This window comes from Centipeda felix (genome assembly GCF_900186465.1).
Classification (GTDB): domain Bacteria; phylum Bacillota; class Negativicutes; order Selenomonadales; family Selenomonadaceae; genus Centipeda; species Centipeda felix.
In genome coordinates, this window is the sequence record NZ_LT891957.1 from 220,986 (window position 1) to 236,006 (window position 15,021).

Annotated in this window: 19 protein-coding genes and 3 tRNA genes; 7 read left to right on the plus strand and 15 right to left on the minus strand. The window is 55.7% G+C overall.

The features are described from left to right. Positions 1 to 21 precede the first annotated feature (21 nt). Both C1713_RS03660 and C1713_RS03665 read right to left on the minus strand, forming a co-directional pair. The gene (locus C1713_RS03660) at positions 22 to 438 is read right to left on the minus strand and encodes a universal stress protein (RefSeq protein ID WP_009442340.1); all 417 of its coding nucleotides are present in this window, start codon (positions 436 to 438) and stop codon (positions 22 to 24) included. A gap of 28 nt (positions 439 to 466) precedes the next feature. Further along, a complete protein-coding gene (locus C1713_RS03665) occupies positions 467 to 955 on the minus strand; it encodes a universal stress protein (protein ID WP_245870957.1) in 489 nt (162 codons plus the stop codon). 141 nt (positions 956 to 1,096) lie between these two features. On the opposite strand from C1713_RS03665, the gene ilvA reads away from it, so the two are divergent. From ilvA to C1713_RS03690, 5 genes are all read left to right on the plus strand, one after another. Further along, positions 1,097 to 2,344, plus strand: a complete 1,248-nt coding sequence (ilvA, locus tag C1713_RS03670; RefSeq protein ID WP_039980845.1) for a threonine ammonia-lyase — start codon at positions 1,097 to 1,099, stop codon at positions 2,342 to 2,344. 24 nt (positions 2,345 to 2,368) lie between these two features. Beyond that, complete coding sequence (locus tag C1713_RS03675; protein ID WP_009442343.1) at positions 2,369 to 2,680, plus strand: ArsR/SmtB family transcription factor; 312 nt, start codon at positions 2,369 to 2,371, stop codon at positions 2,678 to 2,680. Between the two features lie 21 nt (positions 2,681 to 2,701). Continuing rightward, on the plus strand, positions 2,702 to 3,439 hold the full coding sequence (locus C1713_RS03680; protein WP_009442344.1) for a C40 family peptidase: 738 nt from the start codon (positions 2,702 to 2,704) through the stop codon (positions 3,437 to 3,439). A gap of 43 nt (positions 3,440 to 3,482) precedes the next feature. Next, positions 3,483 to 3,559, plus strand: a tRNA-Pro gene (locus C1713_RS03685). Between the two features lies 1 nt (position 3,560). Next, a tRNA-Arg gene (locus C1713_RS03690) sits at positions 3,561 to 3,637 on the plus strand. 257 nt (positions 3,638 to 3,894) lie between these two features. Here the strand turns inward: C1713_RS03690 and C1713_RS03695 are convergent. From C1713_RS03695 to C1713_RS03715, 4 genes are all read right to left on the minus strand, one after another. Beyond that, positions 3,895 to 4,116 carry a hypothetical protein gene (locus C1713_RS03695; RefSeq protein ID WP_138774472.1) on the minus strand — a complete coding sequence of 74 codons (222 nt, stop codon included), beginning with the start codon at positions 4,114 to 4,116 and terminating at the stop codon, positions 3,895 to 3,897. A gap of 273 nt (positions 4,117 to 4,389) precedes the next feature. Beyond that, positions 4,390 to 5,247, minus strand: coding sequence for an aldo/keto reductase (locus tag C1713_RS03705; protein ID WP_102493070.1), 858 nt, complete (start codon positions 5,245 to 5,247; stop codon positions 4,390 to 4,392). Between the two features lie 12 nt (positions 5,248 to 5,259). After that, positions 5,260 to 5,913, minus strand: a complete 654-nt coding sequence (locus C1713_RS03710) for a flavodoxin (RefSeq protein ID WP_102493071.1) — start codon at positions 5,911 to 5,913, stop codon at positions 5,260 to 5,262. Positions 5,914 to 6,069: 156 nt separating this feature from the next. Further along, entirely contained in the window at positions 6,070 to 7,287 is a 1,218-nt protein-coding gene (locus C1713_RS03715) for a carboxylesterase/lipase family protein (protein ID WP_245870959.1), read from the minus strand. On the opposite strand from C1713_RS03715, the gene C1713_RS12330 reads away from it, so the two are divergent. Further along, positions 7,204 to 7,422 carry a hypothetical protein gene (locus C1713_RS12330; protein WP_102493072.1) on the plus strand — a complete coding sequence of 73 codons (219 nt, stop codon included), beginning with the start codon at positions 7,204 to 7,206 and terminating at the stop codon, positions 7,420 to 7,422. The two genes, C1713_RS03715 and C1713_RS12330, sit on opposite strands and share 84 nt — an antisense overlap. Positions 7,423 to 7,561: 139 nt before the next feature. Here the strand turns inward: C1713_RS12330 and C1713_RS12555 are convergent, their stop codons facing one another. The 8 genes from C1713_RS12555 to rpsU all read right to left on the minus strand — a co-directional run bounded on the left by C1713_RS12555 (position 7,562) and on the right by rpsU (position 12,508). Continuing rightward, complete coding sequence (locus C1713_RS12555) at positions 7,562 to 7,693, minus strand: hypothetical protein (RefSeq protein ID WP_273078467.1); 132 nt, start codon at positions 7,691 to 7,693, stop codon at positions 7,562 to 7,564. 133 nt (positions 7,694 to 7,826) lie between these two features. After that, a tRNA-Ala gene (locus C1713_RS03730) sits at positions 7,827 to 7,902 on the minus strand. 49 nt (positions 7,903 to 7,951) lie between these two features. Continuing rightward, positions 7,952 to 8,086 (minus strand): hypothetical protein, encoded by a 135-nt coding sequence (locus C1713_RS12560; RefSeq protein ID WP_256359023.1) that lies wholly within the window; start codon positions 8,084 to 8,086, stop codon positions 7,952 to 7,954. Positions 8,087 to 8,494: 408 nt separating this feature from the next. Then, positions 8,495 to 10,051 (minus strand): glutamine-hydrolyzing GMP synthase, encoded by a 1,557-nt coding sequence (gene guaA / locus C1713_RS03740; RefSeq protein ID WP_061946683.1) that lies wholly within the window; start codon positions 10,049 to 10,051, stop codon positions 8,495 to 8,497. A 19-nt stretch (positions 10,052 to 10,070) separates the two neighbouring features. Then, positions 10,071 to 10,574 (minus strand): regulatory protein RecX, encoded by a 504-nt coding sequence (locus C1713_RS03745; protein ID WP_102493073.1) that lies wholly within the window; start codon positions 10,572 to 10,574, stop codon positions 10,071 to 10,073. Further along, positions 10,571 to 11,710: a recombinase RecA gene (recA, locus tag C1713_RS03750; protein WP_009442360.1), complete on the minus strand. Its 1,140-nt coding sequence runs from the start codon at positions 11,708 to 11,710 to the stop codon at positions 10,571 to 10,573. The genes C1713_RS03745 and recA overlap by 4 nt, the downstream gene beginning before the upstream one ends. 108 nt (positions 11,711 to 11,818) lie before the next feature. Next, positions 11,819 to 12,262, minus strand: coding sequence for a GatB/YqeY domain-containing protein (locus C1713_RS03755; RefSeq protein ID WP_061946681.1), 444 nt, complete (start codon positions 12,260 to 12,262; stop codon positions 11,819 to 11,821). A gap of 63 nt (positions 12,263 to 12,325) precedes the next feature. Next, positions 12,326 to 12,508: a 30S ribosomal protein S21 gene (gene rpsU / locus C1713_RS03760; protein WP_005841552.1), complete on the minus strand. Its 183-nt coding sequence runs from the start codon at positions 12,506 to 12,508 to the stop codon at positions 12,326 to 12,328. A gap of 287 nt (positions 12,509 to 12,795) precedes the next feature. Here rpsU and C1713_RS03765 point away from each other — a divergent pair, with 287 nt between their 5' ends. Next, positions 12,796 to 13,701 (plus strand): metal ABC transporter substrate-binding protein, encoded by a 906-nt coding sequence (locus C1713_RS03765; protein WP_102493074.1) that lies wholly within the window; start codon positions 12,796 to 12,798, stop codon positions 13,699 to 13,701. A gap of 58 nt (positions 13,702 to 13,759) precedes the next feature. Here C1713_RS03765 and purD read toward each other — a convergent pair whose 3' ends face one another. Beyond that, positions 13,760 to 15,019: a phosphoribosylamine--glycine ligase gene (gene purD, locus C1713_RS03770; protein WP_061946679.1), complete on the minus strand. Its 1,260-nt coding sequence runs from the start codon at positions 15,017 to 15,019 to the stop codon at positions 13,760 to 13,762. Positions 15,020 to 15,021: the final 2 nt, after the last annotated feature.

Sequence of the window (15,021 nt, forward strand, 5' to 3'; positions counted from 1 at the left end):
GAAAGAATCAATCAACGGTCATTACTTTACCACGAGAACAGGACACTTGGACTGCTCGACCACATACTGGCTGACGCTGCCCAGCAGAACCCCCTTGACGACCCCAAGGCCGCGGCTGCCCATGACGATGAGATCGATGTCGTTCGTCTCTGCAAAATCGAGCACGACGACAGCGGGCGACCCCGTATCCGAGAACGACTCCTTCTCGATTCCCTCGGGCACCATCTCCATCGCGCGGTCGAGGACGACATTCCCCGCCTTTGTCACAGAGTCGAGAATCGCATCCGACAGGACGGCATTGATCGCGAGCTGGTTGATGTTTGCGACATAGAGAAAATTCAGCTTTGCACCGCAGATCTTCGCCAGCGTCACCGCCTGCTCAATCGCACGATCTGCTCCCTCGGAACCATCGACAGGAACTAAAATATTCTTCATCATGGAAGTACCTCCTCACTGTTCCTATACTTCAATCATTTCCCGCCACGAGGACACATGCATGTGCACGCTCCAAGACAGTCTGCATCACACTCCCGAGCAGCAGACCGCTCACGCGTGAATGCTTGCGCCCGCTGATGGCAACCAGACGAATGCCCATCACGTCGATAAAGCGCAGGATCTCCTCCGCCGGCATCCCCGCACGATGATGACATGCACGGGCGACCTCCTGCGGAAGCAGGGACTCCGCCACGGCAAAAATCTCCTGCGCCTCTTCTGCCGCAGGGCGTACAATACTCGCGGGAAGCCACGACGCATCCCCCTCGTCCGTGCTCTCGTCAAACGGGGAAACATAGAGGAAATCAACGGATGCCTCCATGAGACGCGCAAGCTCTCCCGCCGGACGAATGACACGCAGCGCATCCTTGGTCCCATCCACGGGAATCAGGATGCGCCCATAGGGGGAATCTTCCATCGCGCACCTCCGCTTCGTCTTGACACGGAAAGCACGGTATTTCATGCTTTCTTTTCCTTATTTTATTCGCGAAATACGGGCAAACTCCTTCTTTATTCCGACAATTTTTCGTTGATGGAAAAGAATTTGACGCGCTTCATTGAACATGATAGACTAACTTCATTAAATAGACAAGGGGAGATTATCATGGGAGAAGAACAGCACGTACCGACCGATGAAGAGATCGTCGCATCCACAGGCATATCCGATATATACGCCGCCGCCAAGAGGCTGGAGGGGATCGTCCGCAAGACGCCGCTGGTATACAGCGACTATTTCTCTGAGCTCTCGGGGAACGCGACCTATCTAAAGCTCGAAAACCTCCAGACGACGGGAGCATTTAAGCTGCGCGGTGCATACAACCGCATCAGCATGCTCACCGAGGAGGAGCGCGCACGCGGCGTCATCACCGCATCGGCCGGAAACCACGCGCAGGGCGTTGCCTACTCCGCGCAAAAGCTTGGGGTCAAGGCGGTCATCTGCATGCCGGCAACGACACCGATCCTAAAGGTGGAGGCGACGCGGGCACTCGGCGCGACCGTCGTACTCCACGGCAACGGATTCGACGACGCCTATGCGCACAGCCTCGAACTGCAGAAAGAGCATGGCTACGTCTACATTCATCCGTTCAACGACCGCAACGTCATCGTCGGACAGGGCACGATCGCCCTTGAAGTAATCGACGCGCTCAAGGACGTAGATGCTATCCTCGTCCCCATCGGCGGTGGTGGACTCGCTTCCGGCATTGCCCTCGGGGCAAAAACCGTCAACCCGCAGGTGAAGGTCATCGGCGTCGAGCCAGAAAACGCCGCCTGTATGAAAGCAGCGCTCTCCTGCGGACACACCATCACCCTCCCGTCTGCCGATACCGTTGCGGATGGCTGCGCCGTACGCACGGCGGGCGCACTCACGCTCACGTTCTGCCGCCGCTACCTCGACGAGATCATCACCGTCTCCGAGATGGAGATCATGAGTGCCCTGCTCTCCCTCATCGAAAAACACAAGCTGATTGCCGAGGGCGCAGGCGTACTCTCACTCGCTGCACTGCAGAAGCTCCACATGAAGGACAAGAAGATCGCCGTCCTCATCAGCGGCGGCAACATCGACATCTCCACCATCTCCGCACTGATCTCCAAGGCACTCATCTCGCGCGGACGCGTCTTCCGCTTCGCCGTACAGTTGCCCGACAAGCCCGGACAGCTGCTCAATGTCGCTCAGATCCTCACAGAGCAGGACGCGAACGTCATCCGTCTTGACCACGATCAGACCATGGTGACTGACAGCTTCCAAAAGGTGCAGCTGACCGTTACCGTAGAGGCGCATGGACAGGATCACGTCGACCGCATCGTGCACGCACTGGAAGAAAATGGCTTTGAAATCAATAAGATCTACTGACCCCGCGAAAGGATATGGGAACGCATGACCTCCGCCCCCGTAAAATCGATCGACGCAGATACAGCACAGCATCTCGCCGACCTCTTCAAAACACTCGGCGATCCGACCCGCATCAAAATTCTCTCCCTGCTCACAAAGACGGAGGAAATGCGTGTCTATGACATCGCCGACAGCCTGACGATGGGACAGTCGGCCATCTCCCATCAGCTCCGCGTGCTCCGCAGCGCGCGTCTGGTCAAGTTCCGTCGTGACGGCAAAGAAGTGCTCTACTCGATTGATGATGACCACGTGATGAAGCTGCTCGGCCAGGGACTCGAGCACGTACAGCACGCATAACCGCATGAAAGGAAGATCGCGATGAATCGCCTGTACCGCCTCCTCACCTGCATGGGCATCGCCCTGCTTCTCATTGGAGGAACGGCATCCGCCTCCCCCACCCTGCGCGAGGGCTCCCATGGACACGATGTGCTCGTCCTGCAGCGAGCCCTGCAGAATGCTGGCTACCAGATCAAATCGATCGACGGCAACTTCGGCAAGGAGACCGAACACGCCGTTGCTGCCTTTCAGCGTGACAATAAGATAAAAATCACAGGCGTCGTCAACAATGCGACGTGGCGTGCCCTGCGCAACGCACCAGCCAAGCGTCCATGGGGCATTGACGTGCCGCGCCCAGCGCCGAAAAAAATCCCACTCGCACCGAATGGGACACCGATCCTGCCCGCAAACAAGGTGCAGGATCTCATCAAGACGGCAAAGACGTATATGGGCACACCCTATGTCTTTGGCGGGGCTACCCCGAAGGGATTTGACTGCTCGGGCTACCTCCAGTACGTCTTTCAGAAGCAGGGAATCACGATCCCGCGCACCGCAGATGAACAGTACAAACTTGGTCTGCGCACCAAGAGTACAAAGGAACTCGTGCCCGGCGACCTTGTCTTCTTCGAGACCTACGAAAAGGGCGCATCGCACTGCGGCATCTACCTTGGCAAGGGGGAGTTCATTCACGCCTCTACGAGCAAGGGCGTACGCATCGATGAACTCTCCAACGATTATTGGCAGCCACGCTTTCTCGGGGGAAAGCACATCGTAAAATGATGAGTTGACTTTTCCCTAACCGCTCATTATAATAATGCGGTATCGGGATGTAGCGCAGTTTGGTAGCGCGCTTGCTTTGGGAGCAAGATGTCGCAGGTTCAAATCCTGTCATCCCGACCATGCACCTGTAGCTCAGTTGGATAGAGCAACGGCCTTCTAAGCCGTGGGTCGAGGGTTCGAATCCCCCCAGGCGCACCATCGGAGAGACGGGGCTGTTGAACGAAGGTAAATTTATCTTTGTGTAACGGCCTTTTTTTCGTATAGGGATGGATTGACGAAACAACGATAACGGAAACTTACACCTCTACAGAAATAGGGTACACGAACAAGGACGATAGTGACCATTACACCCACAGACTTGAACTTCACACCCGTATTCTTGATTAAAGAATCTTCATACACAAAAACCTCGGACTTCCTATTCTCAGTCCGAGGTTTTTGATTCTAAAATATTCTTAGCCGATCTTCGCCGCAAGCACATCTGCCTCGTACTCCTTCGTCGCCATACCGAGATAAGTCAATCCATAGAGATTGGCAAAACGATGCACTGTGTATTCACCCGCTCCCATCGCCCATGTCTCAGGGGATGCCCCTTGAAAAAGGGAAGCAAGATTCCAGGAGAGACTGCCCTTCTCCACAGGATCATAGAAACGATGAATAAACATTCGCCAAAACACAGCGCAAACATCCAAGGATGCGATCATACCGGAACAAACAAAAAGCTGCATACCACCTCCTTTCACTTCGATGCCCCTCTCCTCAAAGTGCTTCGTAATTTTTATCCGTCGCCAGTTCACACCATTCGTTCGAGGCGTCTGTCCTCGGCACCTCGACAGCAATATGGCTGAACCAACGATCTACCTGTGCGCCATGCCAATCCTTCACGTTCGGTGGAATACGACATCACCCACCCGGGGTCGACGTGCCGCCCTGCCCTCCTCCGGCATATCTCAATCGTGAATCCTGAGCTCGTGCAGCCATTTCACGAACGCAGGGTCGTCGTGGTTGACGATCTCGCTGTGCCCGAGGTCGAGCTTTGCGATCTCTGCCATCTCCGCCTCGTTCAGTGCAAAGTCCCAGATATCGAGATTTACCGCGATGCGCTCAGCACGCACGGACTTCGGCAGGATCGACACGCCACGCTGCGTATTCCAGCGGAGTGCCACCTGCGCCGCCGTCTTTCCGTACTTCTCCCCGATCTTCGTCAGTACGGGATGCGTAAAGATGCCGTGTTTGCCCTCGGCGAGCGGTCCCCATGCCTGCGGCACGACACCGTACTCCTTCATCGTCGCGAGTGCCGCCTCCTGCTGAAAGAACGGATGCAGCTCCACCTGATTCACCATTGGCTTTATCTCCACCGTCTCACAGAAGTTCGCAAGCACGGCAGGATAGAAGTTCGACACGCCGATCGCCCGAATCTTCCCCGCGTGGTGCAGCTCCTCGAGCCGCCGCCACGCGCCGAAGAAATCCCCCATCGGCTGATGAATGAGGTAGAGATCGAGATAGTCCAACCCGAGTTTTTGCAGGGAACGCTCAAACGCCGTACCCGCCGCCTCATAGGAGATATCCTGCACCCAGAGCTTCGTTGTGATGAACAGTTCCTCACGCGGCACACCCGACTTTGCAATCGCCGCACCCACCGCCTCCTCGTTCTGATATGCTGCCGCCGTGTCGATCAGGCGGTAGCCCTGCCGAATCGCCTCGATGGTCACGCGCTCACACTCTGCAAGGTCGGGAATCTGGAACACGCCGAAGCCCTCAAGCGGCATCATTACACCATTATTGAGTTTTACATTTTCCACTGCCATTTGAAATCCTCCTTAATATCCTTGTTTCGACATCCATTCATAGAGTGCCGTCCGCGCCTCCTCGGGCGACTTCTGCGCGATATGTCCCTGGAGTGCAAAGCCCTCCCTGACATCCGCCTTTGTCACGTCCGCAATCGACCGCTGCGTATCAGAGAGCCCGCTCCCTTCATGTGTGCAGAACGGCAGGATGATCTTGCCCACGAAATTCTCCCGATCGAGGAAGGTGTAGACAGGCATCGGCATGTCGCTCCACCAGATCGGATAACCGAGAAAGACGACATCGTACTTGCTGAGATCGGGCAGCTCGCCGACGATTTCAGGACGGGCGTTTTCTTCCTTCTCTTGCTTGGCGGCTTCTGTCGCGGGACGGTATTCCTTCGGATACGGCTTGACGGTCTTGATTTCAAAGAGGTCACCGTGCGTGCGTTCGGCGATCATCTCTGCAAGAATCTTTGTGTTTCCCTTCTCGATGTAGCCGACACCGCCTGTGTTTTCGTCGGCGCGCGAGAAGTACACGACAAGGACACGCTGATCGCTTCGTGCAGATGCTGTCGTCTGTGTTTCTTTCTGTGCAGAAGTATCTGCGCCCGTTTGCGCATTGCCTCCGCCGCACGCTGTCAGCAGCAGCATCATCGTCGTCATCAGGATTGTCAATAGGGTTCTCATGTCATGACCTCCATTTCATTCGATTCCCATATGTTTACTTTGCCAAATCTATTGCGCAGGTGCGAGCAGTTTCAATAATTCTGCATCGTGGTGATGTACGAGCTTCGTATCAGCGTCAAACATCATGGTTGCGCCTCCTTGCAGTGTATAGGCATCTCAATTCGGCATGCTGGGTGCTTCGGGTTTTCCCGTGCGGGCGAAATTAATCCAAGCGCGGCTCATCTGCGCTTCGAGTTTCTTTGCCTCCGCGCTCCCGCCGATGCTTTTCTCCGCGCGGTCAATGTTGTGAAAAACAAAGGGGATCTCTGCCGTGTGGTAGGACATATAGACTCCGCCCATCATCGGCGAATCCCACGCGAAGAGATAGGCGTAGACAGGTGCGCCGCCCTGCATTGCCTTGTGATCCATGATCTCTTTGATCGGCAGGCAGATCATCGTGTCGACATAGAGTGCATCTGCACGTTTCTTCTGCGGATAGGCGCGCAGGAATGCCGCCGCGATTTTCTCCGCCTTATCGCCGTATGCGTCCTTGAGACGACGGTCAACTTCCTCTGTGCTCCAGGTATTCTTGTTGTTGGACTGTGCTCTCTCCATCTCCATGATGTCGGAGAAATTCGTCCACTCCGTCCGATTCGAACCAATGAGCAGTGGGATGTCCTTCCCTGCGACGGCAAAGCTGTCTGCCGTTACAGGATTCGTCGGCATGAAGTCGCCGTCCACCACAGGCTCCCAGCTGAGCCCGTAGCCCGATCCCAGTGCACGCGGTACTTGGAACTCCTCGCCCGCCTGCTGCAGAGCGGTGTTCGATGCCTCCGTGAGGCGGTCGTACGGAATCGTCTGAAGTTCTTCCACGCGGTCTGCGTCAAACCCCAGGTTCCTCAGCGTCAGCTCCGTCACACGCGCCGCCTCCTTTGGCATGAATACGGGTCCCATGGTCGCAGTTGCACCGCTCTCGACGATGCCCTTGTGAAACAGCCCCTTTGCATAGGGCGTCGTCATCAGTGCGAGCACTTTTGCACCGCCGCCCGACTCACCGAAGATCGTGACGTTTGCAGGGTCGCCGCCGAACTGTGCGATGTTGTCCCGCACCCAGCGCAGCGCGTCAACGAGGTCATAGATACCGACGTTGGCGGAGTCCCGATACTTCTCCCCGTAGGCGGAGAGATCCATATAGCCGAGCACATTCAGACGATGATTGACAGAAACAACGATAACATCGCCCGCGCGGCTGAGATTGGCACCGTCATAGGCGAAAATCTCGGCAGACGAACCTGCGGAGAATCCGCCGCCGTGCAGCCAGACCATGACGGGGCATTTCTTGCCGTCCGCGATGCCGGGCGTCCAGATGTTGAGATTCTGACAGTTGTTGTCCAAGCATCCATCGACTACATCGACTGGAAGCAGGGATTCTATGACGATGTGCTCTCAGGGCGCACGCCCTACATCAGCAATCTTCTCCTGAATGAAGCAGATGCAGAATCTGCAGAAGAGAGCTCTGCACATGGGTGATTCTATAAGAAAATAACTGCTGCACAAGGATACGTTTCCTTATGCGGCAGTCATTTTTTAAAGCTATTTTTAGGATATATTCCTGCATGCGAGCGGCATAGTCATATATCGTTTTGAACTCTTTGTCGATCGGAATACTTCATGCCACCAAAACCTTTTCTTTCATAATTGTTTTGTAGAAATTACTGTCCGGGTTGACTTCACCGATCTCAAAAACATCTACTTTTTTCTCTAACGTTTCTCGCAAATCCTCTGCCAGAGCAAAAATCATCGTTCGCTTAAACTGTTCTCCACCGTAAACCAAAAATCCAAATCAATCCGACGATCTTCAATCGTGCAACAGCCCCATTTATTCTTGCAAAAAAACGGATGCAGGATTTCTCTTGCATCCGTAAGTGTCGATATGGTGGAGACAAGGGGGATCGAACCCCTGACCTCTTGCATGCCATGCAAGCGCTCTCCCAGCTGAGCTATGCCCCCGCGCTCTTCGCGCTGACAAAGGAAAGTATAGCGAAAAGCAGACAGCATGTCAATAGCTGCCAAAAATAAATACCTCCGCCTCATCTTCGAGTGCCGACATGAAATAGGACATGGCCGCATCATGATACTTGTATGCAGGATCACGTAGATATCGGAAGAAATCCTGCCGTGTCACGCTCTGCAATCCGAAGGCCCTCTTAAACGGATCCAGCACCTGTTCAATTAGTGTAAGATGGTGGTAGTGGTACATAGGATGCTCCTTGATCAATGTTGTCTCGTCTCCAACAAAAAAGACAGCGCAAAGCTGTCATATATGATATACTGTCAAAAGGTGCTGCCAAGACGGTAGGCGGTCAATCTTAGCCCCTAGAGAGGGCGATGCTGATGACGATCAACGATTTACTCGCGTTGCTTCTCGTGACGCTGTTTATCCTCGTCGTTCTAAAAGCATAAGAAAGCCCGCCTAGCCCCAGCAAAGTTTAGGCGGGTTTTCTAAACCAAAAGTCTAAATGGGGCTGCTGACCGTCTGCCGGCAGCACCTTTCTGTGTCTATTATAATCTCTCTCCTCGTTTTCGTCAAATCGTTCTTCTCTCACTCGAACTCGATCGTTCCCGGCGGCTTCCCCGTGCAGTCATAGAGCACGCGGTTCACGCCGCGCACTTCGTTGACGATGCGCGTCGTCACGCGCGCAAGAAGTTCCCATGGGAGCTGCGCGGACTCCGCTGTCATGAAGTCGCTGGTCTCAACGGCGCGCAGGGCGATCGCATAGTCGTACGTACGCCCATCGCCCATGACCCCGACGGAACGCATATTGGTGAGTGCCGCGAAGTACTGCCCGAGATTTTTGTGGATGCCCGCCTTCTCAATCTCCTCACGGTAGATGGCGTCTGCCTCCTGAACGATATGTACCTTCTCCGCCGTAACCTCTCCGATGATGCGGATGCCGAGACCGGGCCCCGGAAACGGCTGACGATCAACAAGATAGTCAGGGATACCGAGCTCACGCCCCGCCGCACGCACCTCATCCTTAAAGAGGAGACGCAGCGGCTCGACGATCTCCTTAAAGTCCACATGATCGGGCAATCCGCCAACGTTATGATGCGACTTGATCACCGCAGATTTTCCGAGTCCGCTCTCAATGACATCGGGATAGATTGTCCCCTGCACGAGGAAATCCACCGCACCGATCTCACGTGCCGCCTCCTCAAAGACGCGGATAAACTCCTCGCCGATGATCTTGCGCTTCTGCTCTGGCTCCGTTACGCCCTTAAGCCGCGCATAGAAACGATCACGGGCGTTGATGCGGACAAAATTGACATCATAGGTGCCGCCGCGCCCAAAGACGGCCTCGACCTCATCGCCTTCATTCTTGCGCAGGAGACCATGATCGACAAAGACGCAGGTGAGCTGACTGCCGATTGCCTTGGAGAGGAGCACGGCGGCGACGGAGGAGTCCACACCGCCCGACAGGGCACAGAGAGCCCGCCCACCGCCGATCTGCTGACGCAGTTCCTCAATGGTCTTTTGCACGAAGGAATCCATGCGCCACGTTCCCGTGCATCCGCAGACATCATAGACAAAGCTGCGCAGCATCTCTGTCCCGTGCTCCGTGTGCATCACCTCGGGATGGAACTGCACGGCATAGAGACGCTCTGCGGGGTTATCCATCGCCGCGATGGGGCAGACGGGTGTGCGCGCCGTCACGTGAAAGCCGTGCGGCAGTCCGCTGATGTAGTCCGTATGACTCATCCAGCAGACGTTCGTCTGCGGTATCCCCTGAAAGAGAGGCGACGAGGTGTCGACGATCTCCACCTCCGTACGCCCGTACTCGCTCGTCGGCGCCGTCTCCACGCGTCCGCCGCAGAGATGCGCCATCAGTTGCGCTCCATAGCAGATACCGAGCACGGGGATGCCGAGGGCAAAGAGATCCTTGGGGGCGGTAACAGCCCCCTCGCCATAGACACTGTTCGGACCGCCCGTCAGGATAATACCGCGCGGAGCGAGTGCACGAATCTGCTCCAATGGCAGCGTATGCGGATGCACCTCGCAGTAGACATGGTTCTCACGCACGCGGCGCGCGATGAGCTGATTGTACTGTCCGCCGAAGTCCAGCACCAAGATCATTTCTGTGGCATCGGGTCTGTTCATCTTCGTTCCCCTTCTCACGTTATTCTTCCATATCCTCGGCAAAGGAATCCCTAAAGTGCCGAACGGCACTGTGTGCCACATCGACCGAAAATCCCCGTTGGTAGAGCGTTGCCATCATCTTCTGTTCCCTGTCGCCCGCTTTGTACTTCATGGCAAGGACACGTTCTGCTGCCGCCACTTCACGCTCATCGATATCCTCGGGAACAACGCTCCACACGAGATCATGATCAAACCCGCGCTGCATGAGCTTTACACAAATTTGACGCACAGAGCTGCAGCTTTCCTGATAAAGATACATGAACTGCTGAGCACACAGATCAGCATCATCGAGGTAATGTCGTTCGATCAGCCGTGCAATCGCAGCATCGACCTCCTCTGCCGAAAAGCCCTTACGCATCAGTTTTTCCCGCAGCCTTTTTTCGCTGTGTGCCTGACGCGCAAGATAGTCCACCGCTGTCATGAGGGCTGTGCGCTCCTCCCGCTTTTTGCCCCCGCGCCCTGCTTCAGCCTGCGCAGGCGTCATTCATCTTCTCCCATCGGCGGCTCCTGTGTCGGCAGATCCGAAGGATCCTGCGCTGCTGCCTCAGTGGCAGCAGTCTTCTTGCCTGCTCCCTTTTTCTTCGGCTTCACTCCCTCGACGAGGAGCTTCGTGCGGATCTTCTCCTCGATCTCGGCGATCATCTCGGGTTTTTCCTCAAGAGTCGCCTTGGCGTTTTCCTTGCCCTGTCCGAGGCGTGTTCCCTCGTAGGAGAACCATGCGCCGCTCTTATCGACGATGTCCAGCTCGACGCCCATGTCAATGATGCTGCCGAGACGTGAGACACCCTCCCCGTACATGATGTCAAACTCCGCTGTCTTGAACGGCGGCGCGACCTTGTTTTTAACGATCTTGGCACGCGTACGATTGCCGAGGGATTCCGTGCCCTGCTTGATGGAATCGGCGCGACGCACATCAATGCGCACTGATGCATAGAATTTCAGCGCGCGCCCACCCGTCGTCACCTCCGGATTGCCATAGGTAACGCCGATCTTCTCGCGCAGCTGATTGATGAAGACGGCGGCCGTACGCGTCTTGCTGATGATGCCCGTCAGCTTGCGCATCGCCTGACTCATGAGTCGCGCCTGCAGACCGACCACAGAGGTGCCCATATCGCCCTCAATTTCGGACTTCGGCACGAGAGCTGCGACCGAGTCCACGACAATGATGTCAATCGCGGCACTGTGCACGAGCGCATCCACGATTTCAAGTGCCTGCTCGCCCGTATCCGGCTGTGAGATGAGGAGCTCCTCGATGTTGACGCCGAGCTTGCGTGCATACTCCGGGTCAAGGGCATGCTCTGCGTCGATGAATGCCGCAATACCACCTGCCTTCTGCGCCTCGGCGATCATGTGCAGCGTGACCGTCGTCTTGCCCGAGGACTCGGGGCCAAACACCTCGATGATGCGTCCGCGCGGAATGCCGCCGACGCCAAGTGCGATATCGAGCGGCAGGATCCCCGTGGAGATCACCTCGACGTTCATGTTCGCCTTGGCTTCACCGAGGCGCATGATCGCCCCCTTGCCATGCGCCTTCTCGATGTTCTGCAGGGCATTCTCAAGTGCCTCCTCACGCGTCATCGGCTTATCGAGTTTGCTTGCCCGCTTGTCCTTTTCTGCCATCTGTATCTCCTTGTTCGTTTCTGTGAAAGAATTCTCTCCTTCAATTATATAAAAATCCCCGCTCCTTTGTCAAAGAAAAGAATGCGGGGATATGTTCGGAAAAGAAGATTATTTCAAATGGTCACGAACGATCTCATTGATGAGCTTGCCGTCCGCACGTCCCTTCACGCGCGGCATGAGAACACCCATCACCTTGCCCATATCCTTTGCCGTCTCAGCACCGACCTCGGCGACAACGTCCGCCACGATCTTTTTCAGCTCATCGACGCTGAGCTGAGCAGGCAGATACGGCATGAGGAGATCTATCTCCGCCTTGGTCTTGGCGACAAGATCATCGCGCTTGCCGCGCGCAAACTCCTCAATGGAGTCGCGGCGCATCTTCACTTCCTTCGAGATGACACCGATCACCTCATCGTCCGTGAGCGTCTTCTTCCCGTCGATCTCCGCCTGACGCACCGCGCCACGCACGAGGCGAATGACGGAAAGGCGCTCCTTTTCGCCCTGCTTCATGGCTTCCTTCATATCCGCTGTGAGCTTTTCCATAAGTGACATTGCTCTCATCCTTTCATAAAAAGAAAAACACCCGCAGCACTGCGCCACGGATGCCTTATGCAATCAGCCCCTGTATTTGCGTTTGCGTGCCGCCTCAGACTTCTTCTTGCGGCGAACGCTCGGTTTCTCGTAATGTTCACGCTTACGAACTTCGGCAAGAGTACCGGCCTTCTGTGACATACGCTTAAAGCGGCGGAGAGCACTATCGATCGACTCATTTTTGCCGACCTTGATTTCATTTGCCATGCATTTCCCCTCCCTCCACGCGCGGAGTATTTTTGCATCCAAAAATGATGCTCTGTCATTATACTCCATGAAGATAATTCGTGTCAATCATGTAATCAAATTTTCACAAAACGGAGCATGCTTCTCCCATCGACATCTGAACATTTATTTATATATAGTGTCTATTGATAAAAATTTTCTATATTTTGTGCTTTACCTATTGACAATCTATCTCACTATGGCGTATCATTTTCCTATCATCGTTTCACCAATCTACCAAATGTTCAGTGTTTTAAGGAGCTGTATCCATGAAAATCACAACGAAGATTCTATCCCTGCTGCTCGTCCTCCTCACGACAGCACTCCTCGGCTGCGGCGGATCGCAGCAGCCCGCGGAGAAGAAAGCGGAGAAACCGTTCCGCATCGTCACGTCGTTTTATCCCATGTATTTGGCGACCATCAACATCACGGACGGAGTGGACGGCGTTGAGGTCACCAACATGACGAAGCCGCAGACAGGCTGCCTGCACGACTACCAGCTCATGACCGAGGATATGAAGACACTCGAACACGCCGATGCCTTTGTCATCAACGGTGCCGGCATGGAGGACTTCATGGACAAGGTAACGGGCGCACAGAAGGAAATGAAGATCATCGATGCGTCGCGCGGCATCGAGCTGATCCACGACGACGAGGGCGACAACCCCCACGTCTGGCTGAGCGTCACCGACGCCATCGCGCAGGTGCGCAACATTGCCGATCAGCTGAAGGAAGCCGATCCTGCCCATGCAGACGCTTATGAGAAAAATGCTTCCGCCTACATCGAAAAACTCACGGCACTGAAAACAGAGATGCACGCCGCGCTCGACGGTGTTCCACATAAGGACATTGTGACATTCCACGAGGCATTCCCCTACTTTGCGAAGGAGTTCCATCTGAACATCATTGCCGTCGTCGAGCGCGAGCCGGGGACGGAGCCGACACCGAGCGAGCTGCAGGAAACCATCGAGCAGGTAAATGCACTCCCGACCAAGGTGCTCTTTACCGAGCCGCAGTACTCCCCTGCCGCCGCAGAGACGATTGCACGTGAGACGGGCGCAAAGATCTATACGCTCGATCCCGTCGTCACGGGAGAAGCAACGCCTGCGGCAAAGGATGCATACATCGACACCATGAAGAAGAATATGGAAGTACTGAAGGAAGCCCTTCAATAACAGCATACACATATAGAAAAAGAGCTTGCCGAACACGGCAAGCTCTTTTTCTGTGAAATTATCGTCCGAGTGCGCGATGTGCAATATCCTTGCGATAGTAGACATCCTTAAAGGAGATCTTCGCTGCAGCGGCATAGGCGGCATCGACGGCGGAGGATATATCCGCACCGCGCCCAACCACGCCGAGCACGCGTCCGCCATTGGTGACGAGCTTCCCATCTTTCATCGCCGTTCCGGCATGGAAGACGAGTGCACCCATCGCCTCGGCGTCGGCAAGCCCATGGATCTCCTGCCCCTTGTCATAATGTCCCGGATAGCCGCCCGAAGCAAGCACGACACAGACGGCCGCGCCGTCCTTCCAACGGATGGGAACGTCGGCGAGAGTTCCGTCTGCACAGGCACACATGATTGTCACGAGATCGCTGTCGAGAAGCGGAAGAACAACCTGCGTCTCTGGATCGCCGAACCGCGCGTTGAACTCCACGACCTTCGGGCCATCCGCCGTCACCATCAGACCAAGATAGAGACAGCCGCGATAGATGCGTCCTTCCTTCGCCATGGCGGCGATGGTCGGCTTTAGAATCTCCTCCACGGCACGCTCCGTCATCTCCGGTGTCATGACCGGCGCAGGCGCATAGGTCCCCATGCCGCCCGTATTCGGTCCGCGGTCACCGTCATAGGCACGCTTGTGATCCTGCGCGCTGATCATCGGACGGATCGTCGTCCCATCGGTAAAGGCGAGAAGGGATGCCTCCTCCCCCTCCATAAATTCCTCAATGACGACGCGTGCCCCCGCATCACCGAAGGAGTGATCCTCCATGATGGCATCGACGGCATCGAGTGCCTCCTGCTCCGTCATGGCGACGATAACGCCCTTGCCTGCCGCAAGGCCATCCGCCTTGACGACGATGGGAGCGCCCTCCTGACGGATGTAGGCGCGTGCGGGTTCTGCCGCGGTAAAGACCTCATAGCGCGCCGTCGGGATTCCATACTTTTTCATGAGATCCTTAGCGAAGGACTTCGAGCCCTCGATCTCCGCTGCGTTCGCGCGCGGGCCAAAGGCACGAATGCCCGCCGCCTCGAGCTCATCCACCAGCCCATTCATCAGCGGCACCTCGGGGCCAACGACGACAAGTCCGATATCTTTCTCCTTGACAAAGCGCAGGATCTTCGCATGATCGTCAAGTGCAATCGCCGCCGACGCGTCCATGCCGGGATTGCCGGGGATGGCGTAAATCTGCTCCGTCTGCGGGCTTTCCGAGAGTTTCCAATACAGAGCGTGCTCGCGCCCGCCCGAGCCGATGACAAGAATATTCACGT

Coding starts and splice junctions, on each gene's coding strand:
- C1713_RS03660 (WP_009442340.1), bottom strand. CDS start 438: ATGATGAAGAATATTTTAGTTCCTGTCGATGGTTCCGAGGGAGCAGAT.
- C1713_RS03665 (WP_245870957.1), bottom strand. CDS start 955: ATGAAATACCGTGCTTTCCGTGTCAAGACGAAGCGGAGGTGCGCGATG.
- ilvA (WP_039980845.1), top strand. CDS start 1,097: ATGGGAGAAGAACAGCACGTACCGACCGATGAAGAGATCGTCGCATCC.
- C1713_RS03675 (WP_009442343.1), top strand. CDS start 2,369: ATGACCTCCGCCCCCGTAAAATCGATCGACGCAGATACAGCACAGCAT.
- C1713_RS03680 (WP_009442344.1), top strand. CDS start 2,702: ATGAATCGCCTGTACCGCCTCCTCACCTGCATGGGCATCGCCCTGCTT.
- C1713_RS03705 (WP_102493070.1), bottom strand. CDS start 5,247: ATGGCAGTGGAAAATGTAAAACTCAATAATGGTGTAATGATGCCGCTT.
- C1713_RS03710 (WP_102493071.1), bottom strand. CDS start 5,913: ATGAGAACCCTATTGACAATCCTGATGACGACGATGATGCTGCTGCTG.
- C1713_RS12555 (WP_273078467.1), bottom strand. CDS start 7,693: ATGATTTTTGCTCTGGCAGAGGATTTGCGAGAAACGTTAGAGAAAAAA.
- guaA (WP_061946683.1), bottom strand. CDS start 10,051: ATGAACAGACCCGATGCCACAGAAATGATCTTGGTGCTGGACTTCGGC.
- C1713_RS03745 (WP_102493073.1), bottom strand. CDS start 10,574: ATGACGCCTGCGCAGGCTGAAGCAGGGCGCGGGGGCAAAAAGCGGGAG.
- recA (WP_009442360.1), bottom strand. CDS start 11,710: ATGGCAGAAAAGGACAAGCGGGCAAGCAAACTCGATAAGCCGATGACG.
- C1713_RS03755 (WP_061946681.1), bottom strand. CDS start 12,262: ATGTCACTTATGGAAAAGCTCACAGCGGATATGAAGGAAGCCATGAAG.
- rpsU (WP_005841552.1), bottom strand. CDS start 12,508: ATGGCAAATGAAATCAAGGTCGGCAAAAATGAGTCGATCGATAGTGCT.
- C1713_RS03765 (WP_102493074.1), top strand. CDS start 12,796: ATGAAAATCACAACGAAGATTCTATCCCTGCTGCTCGTCCTCCTCACG.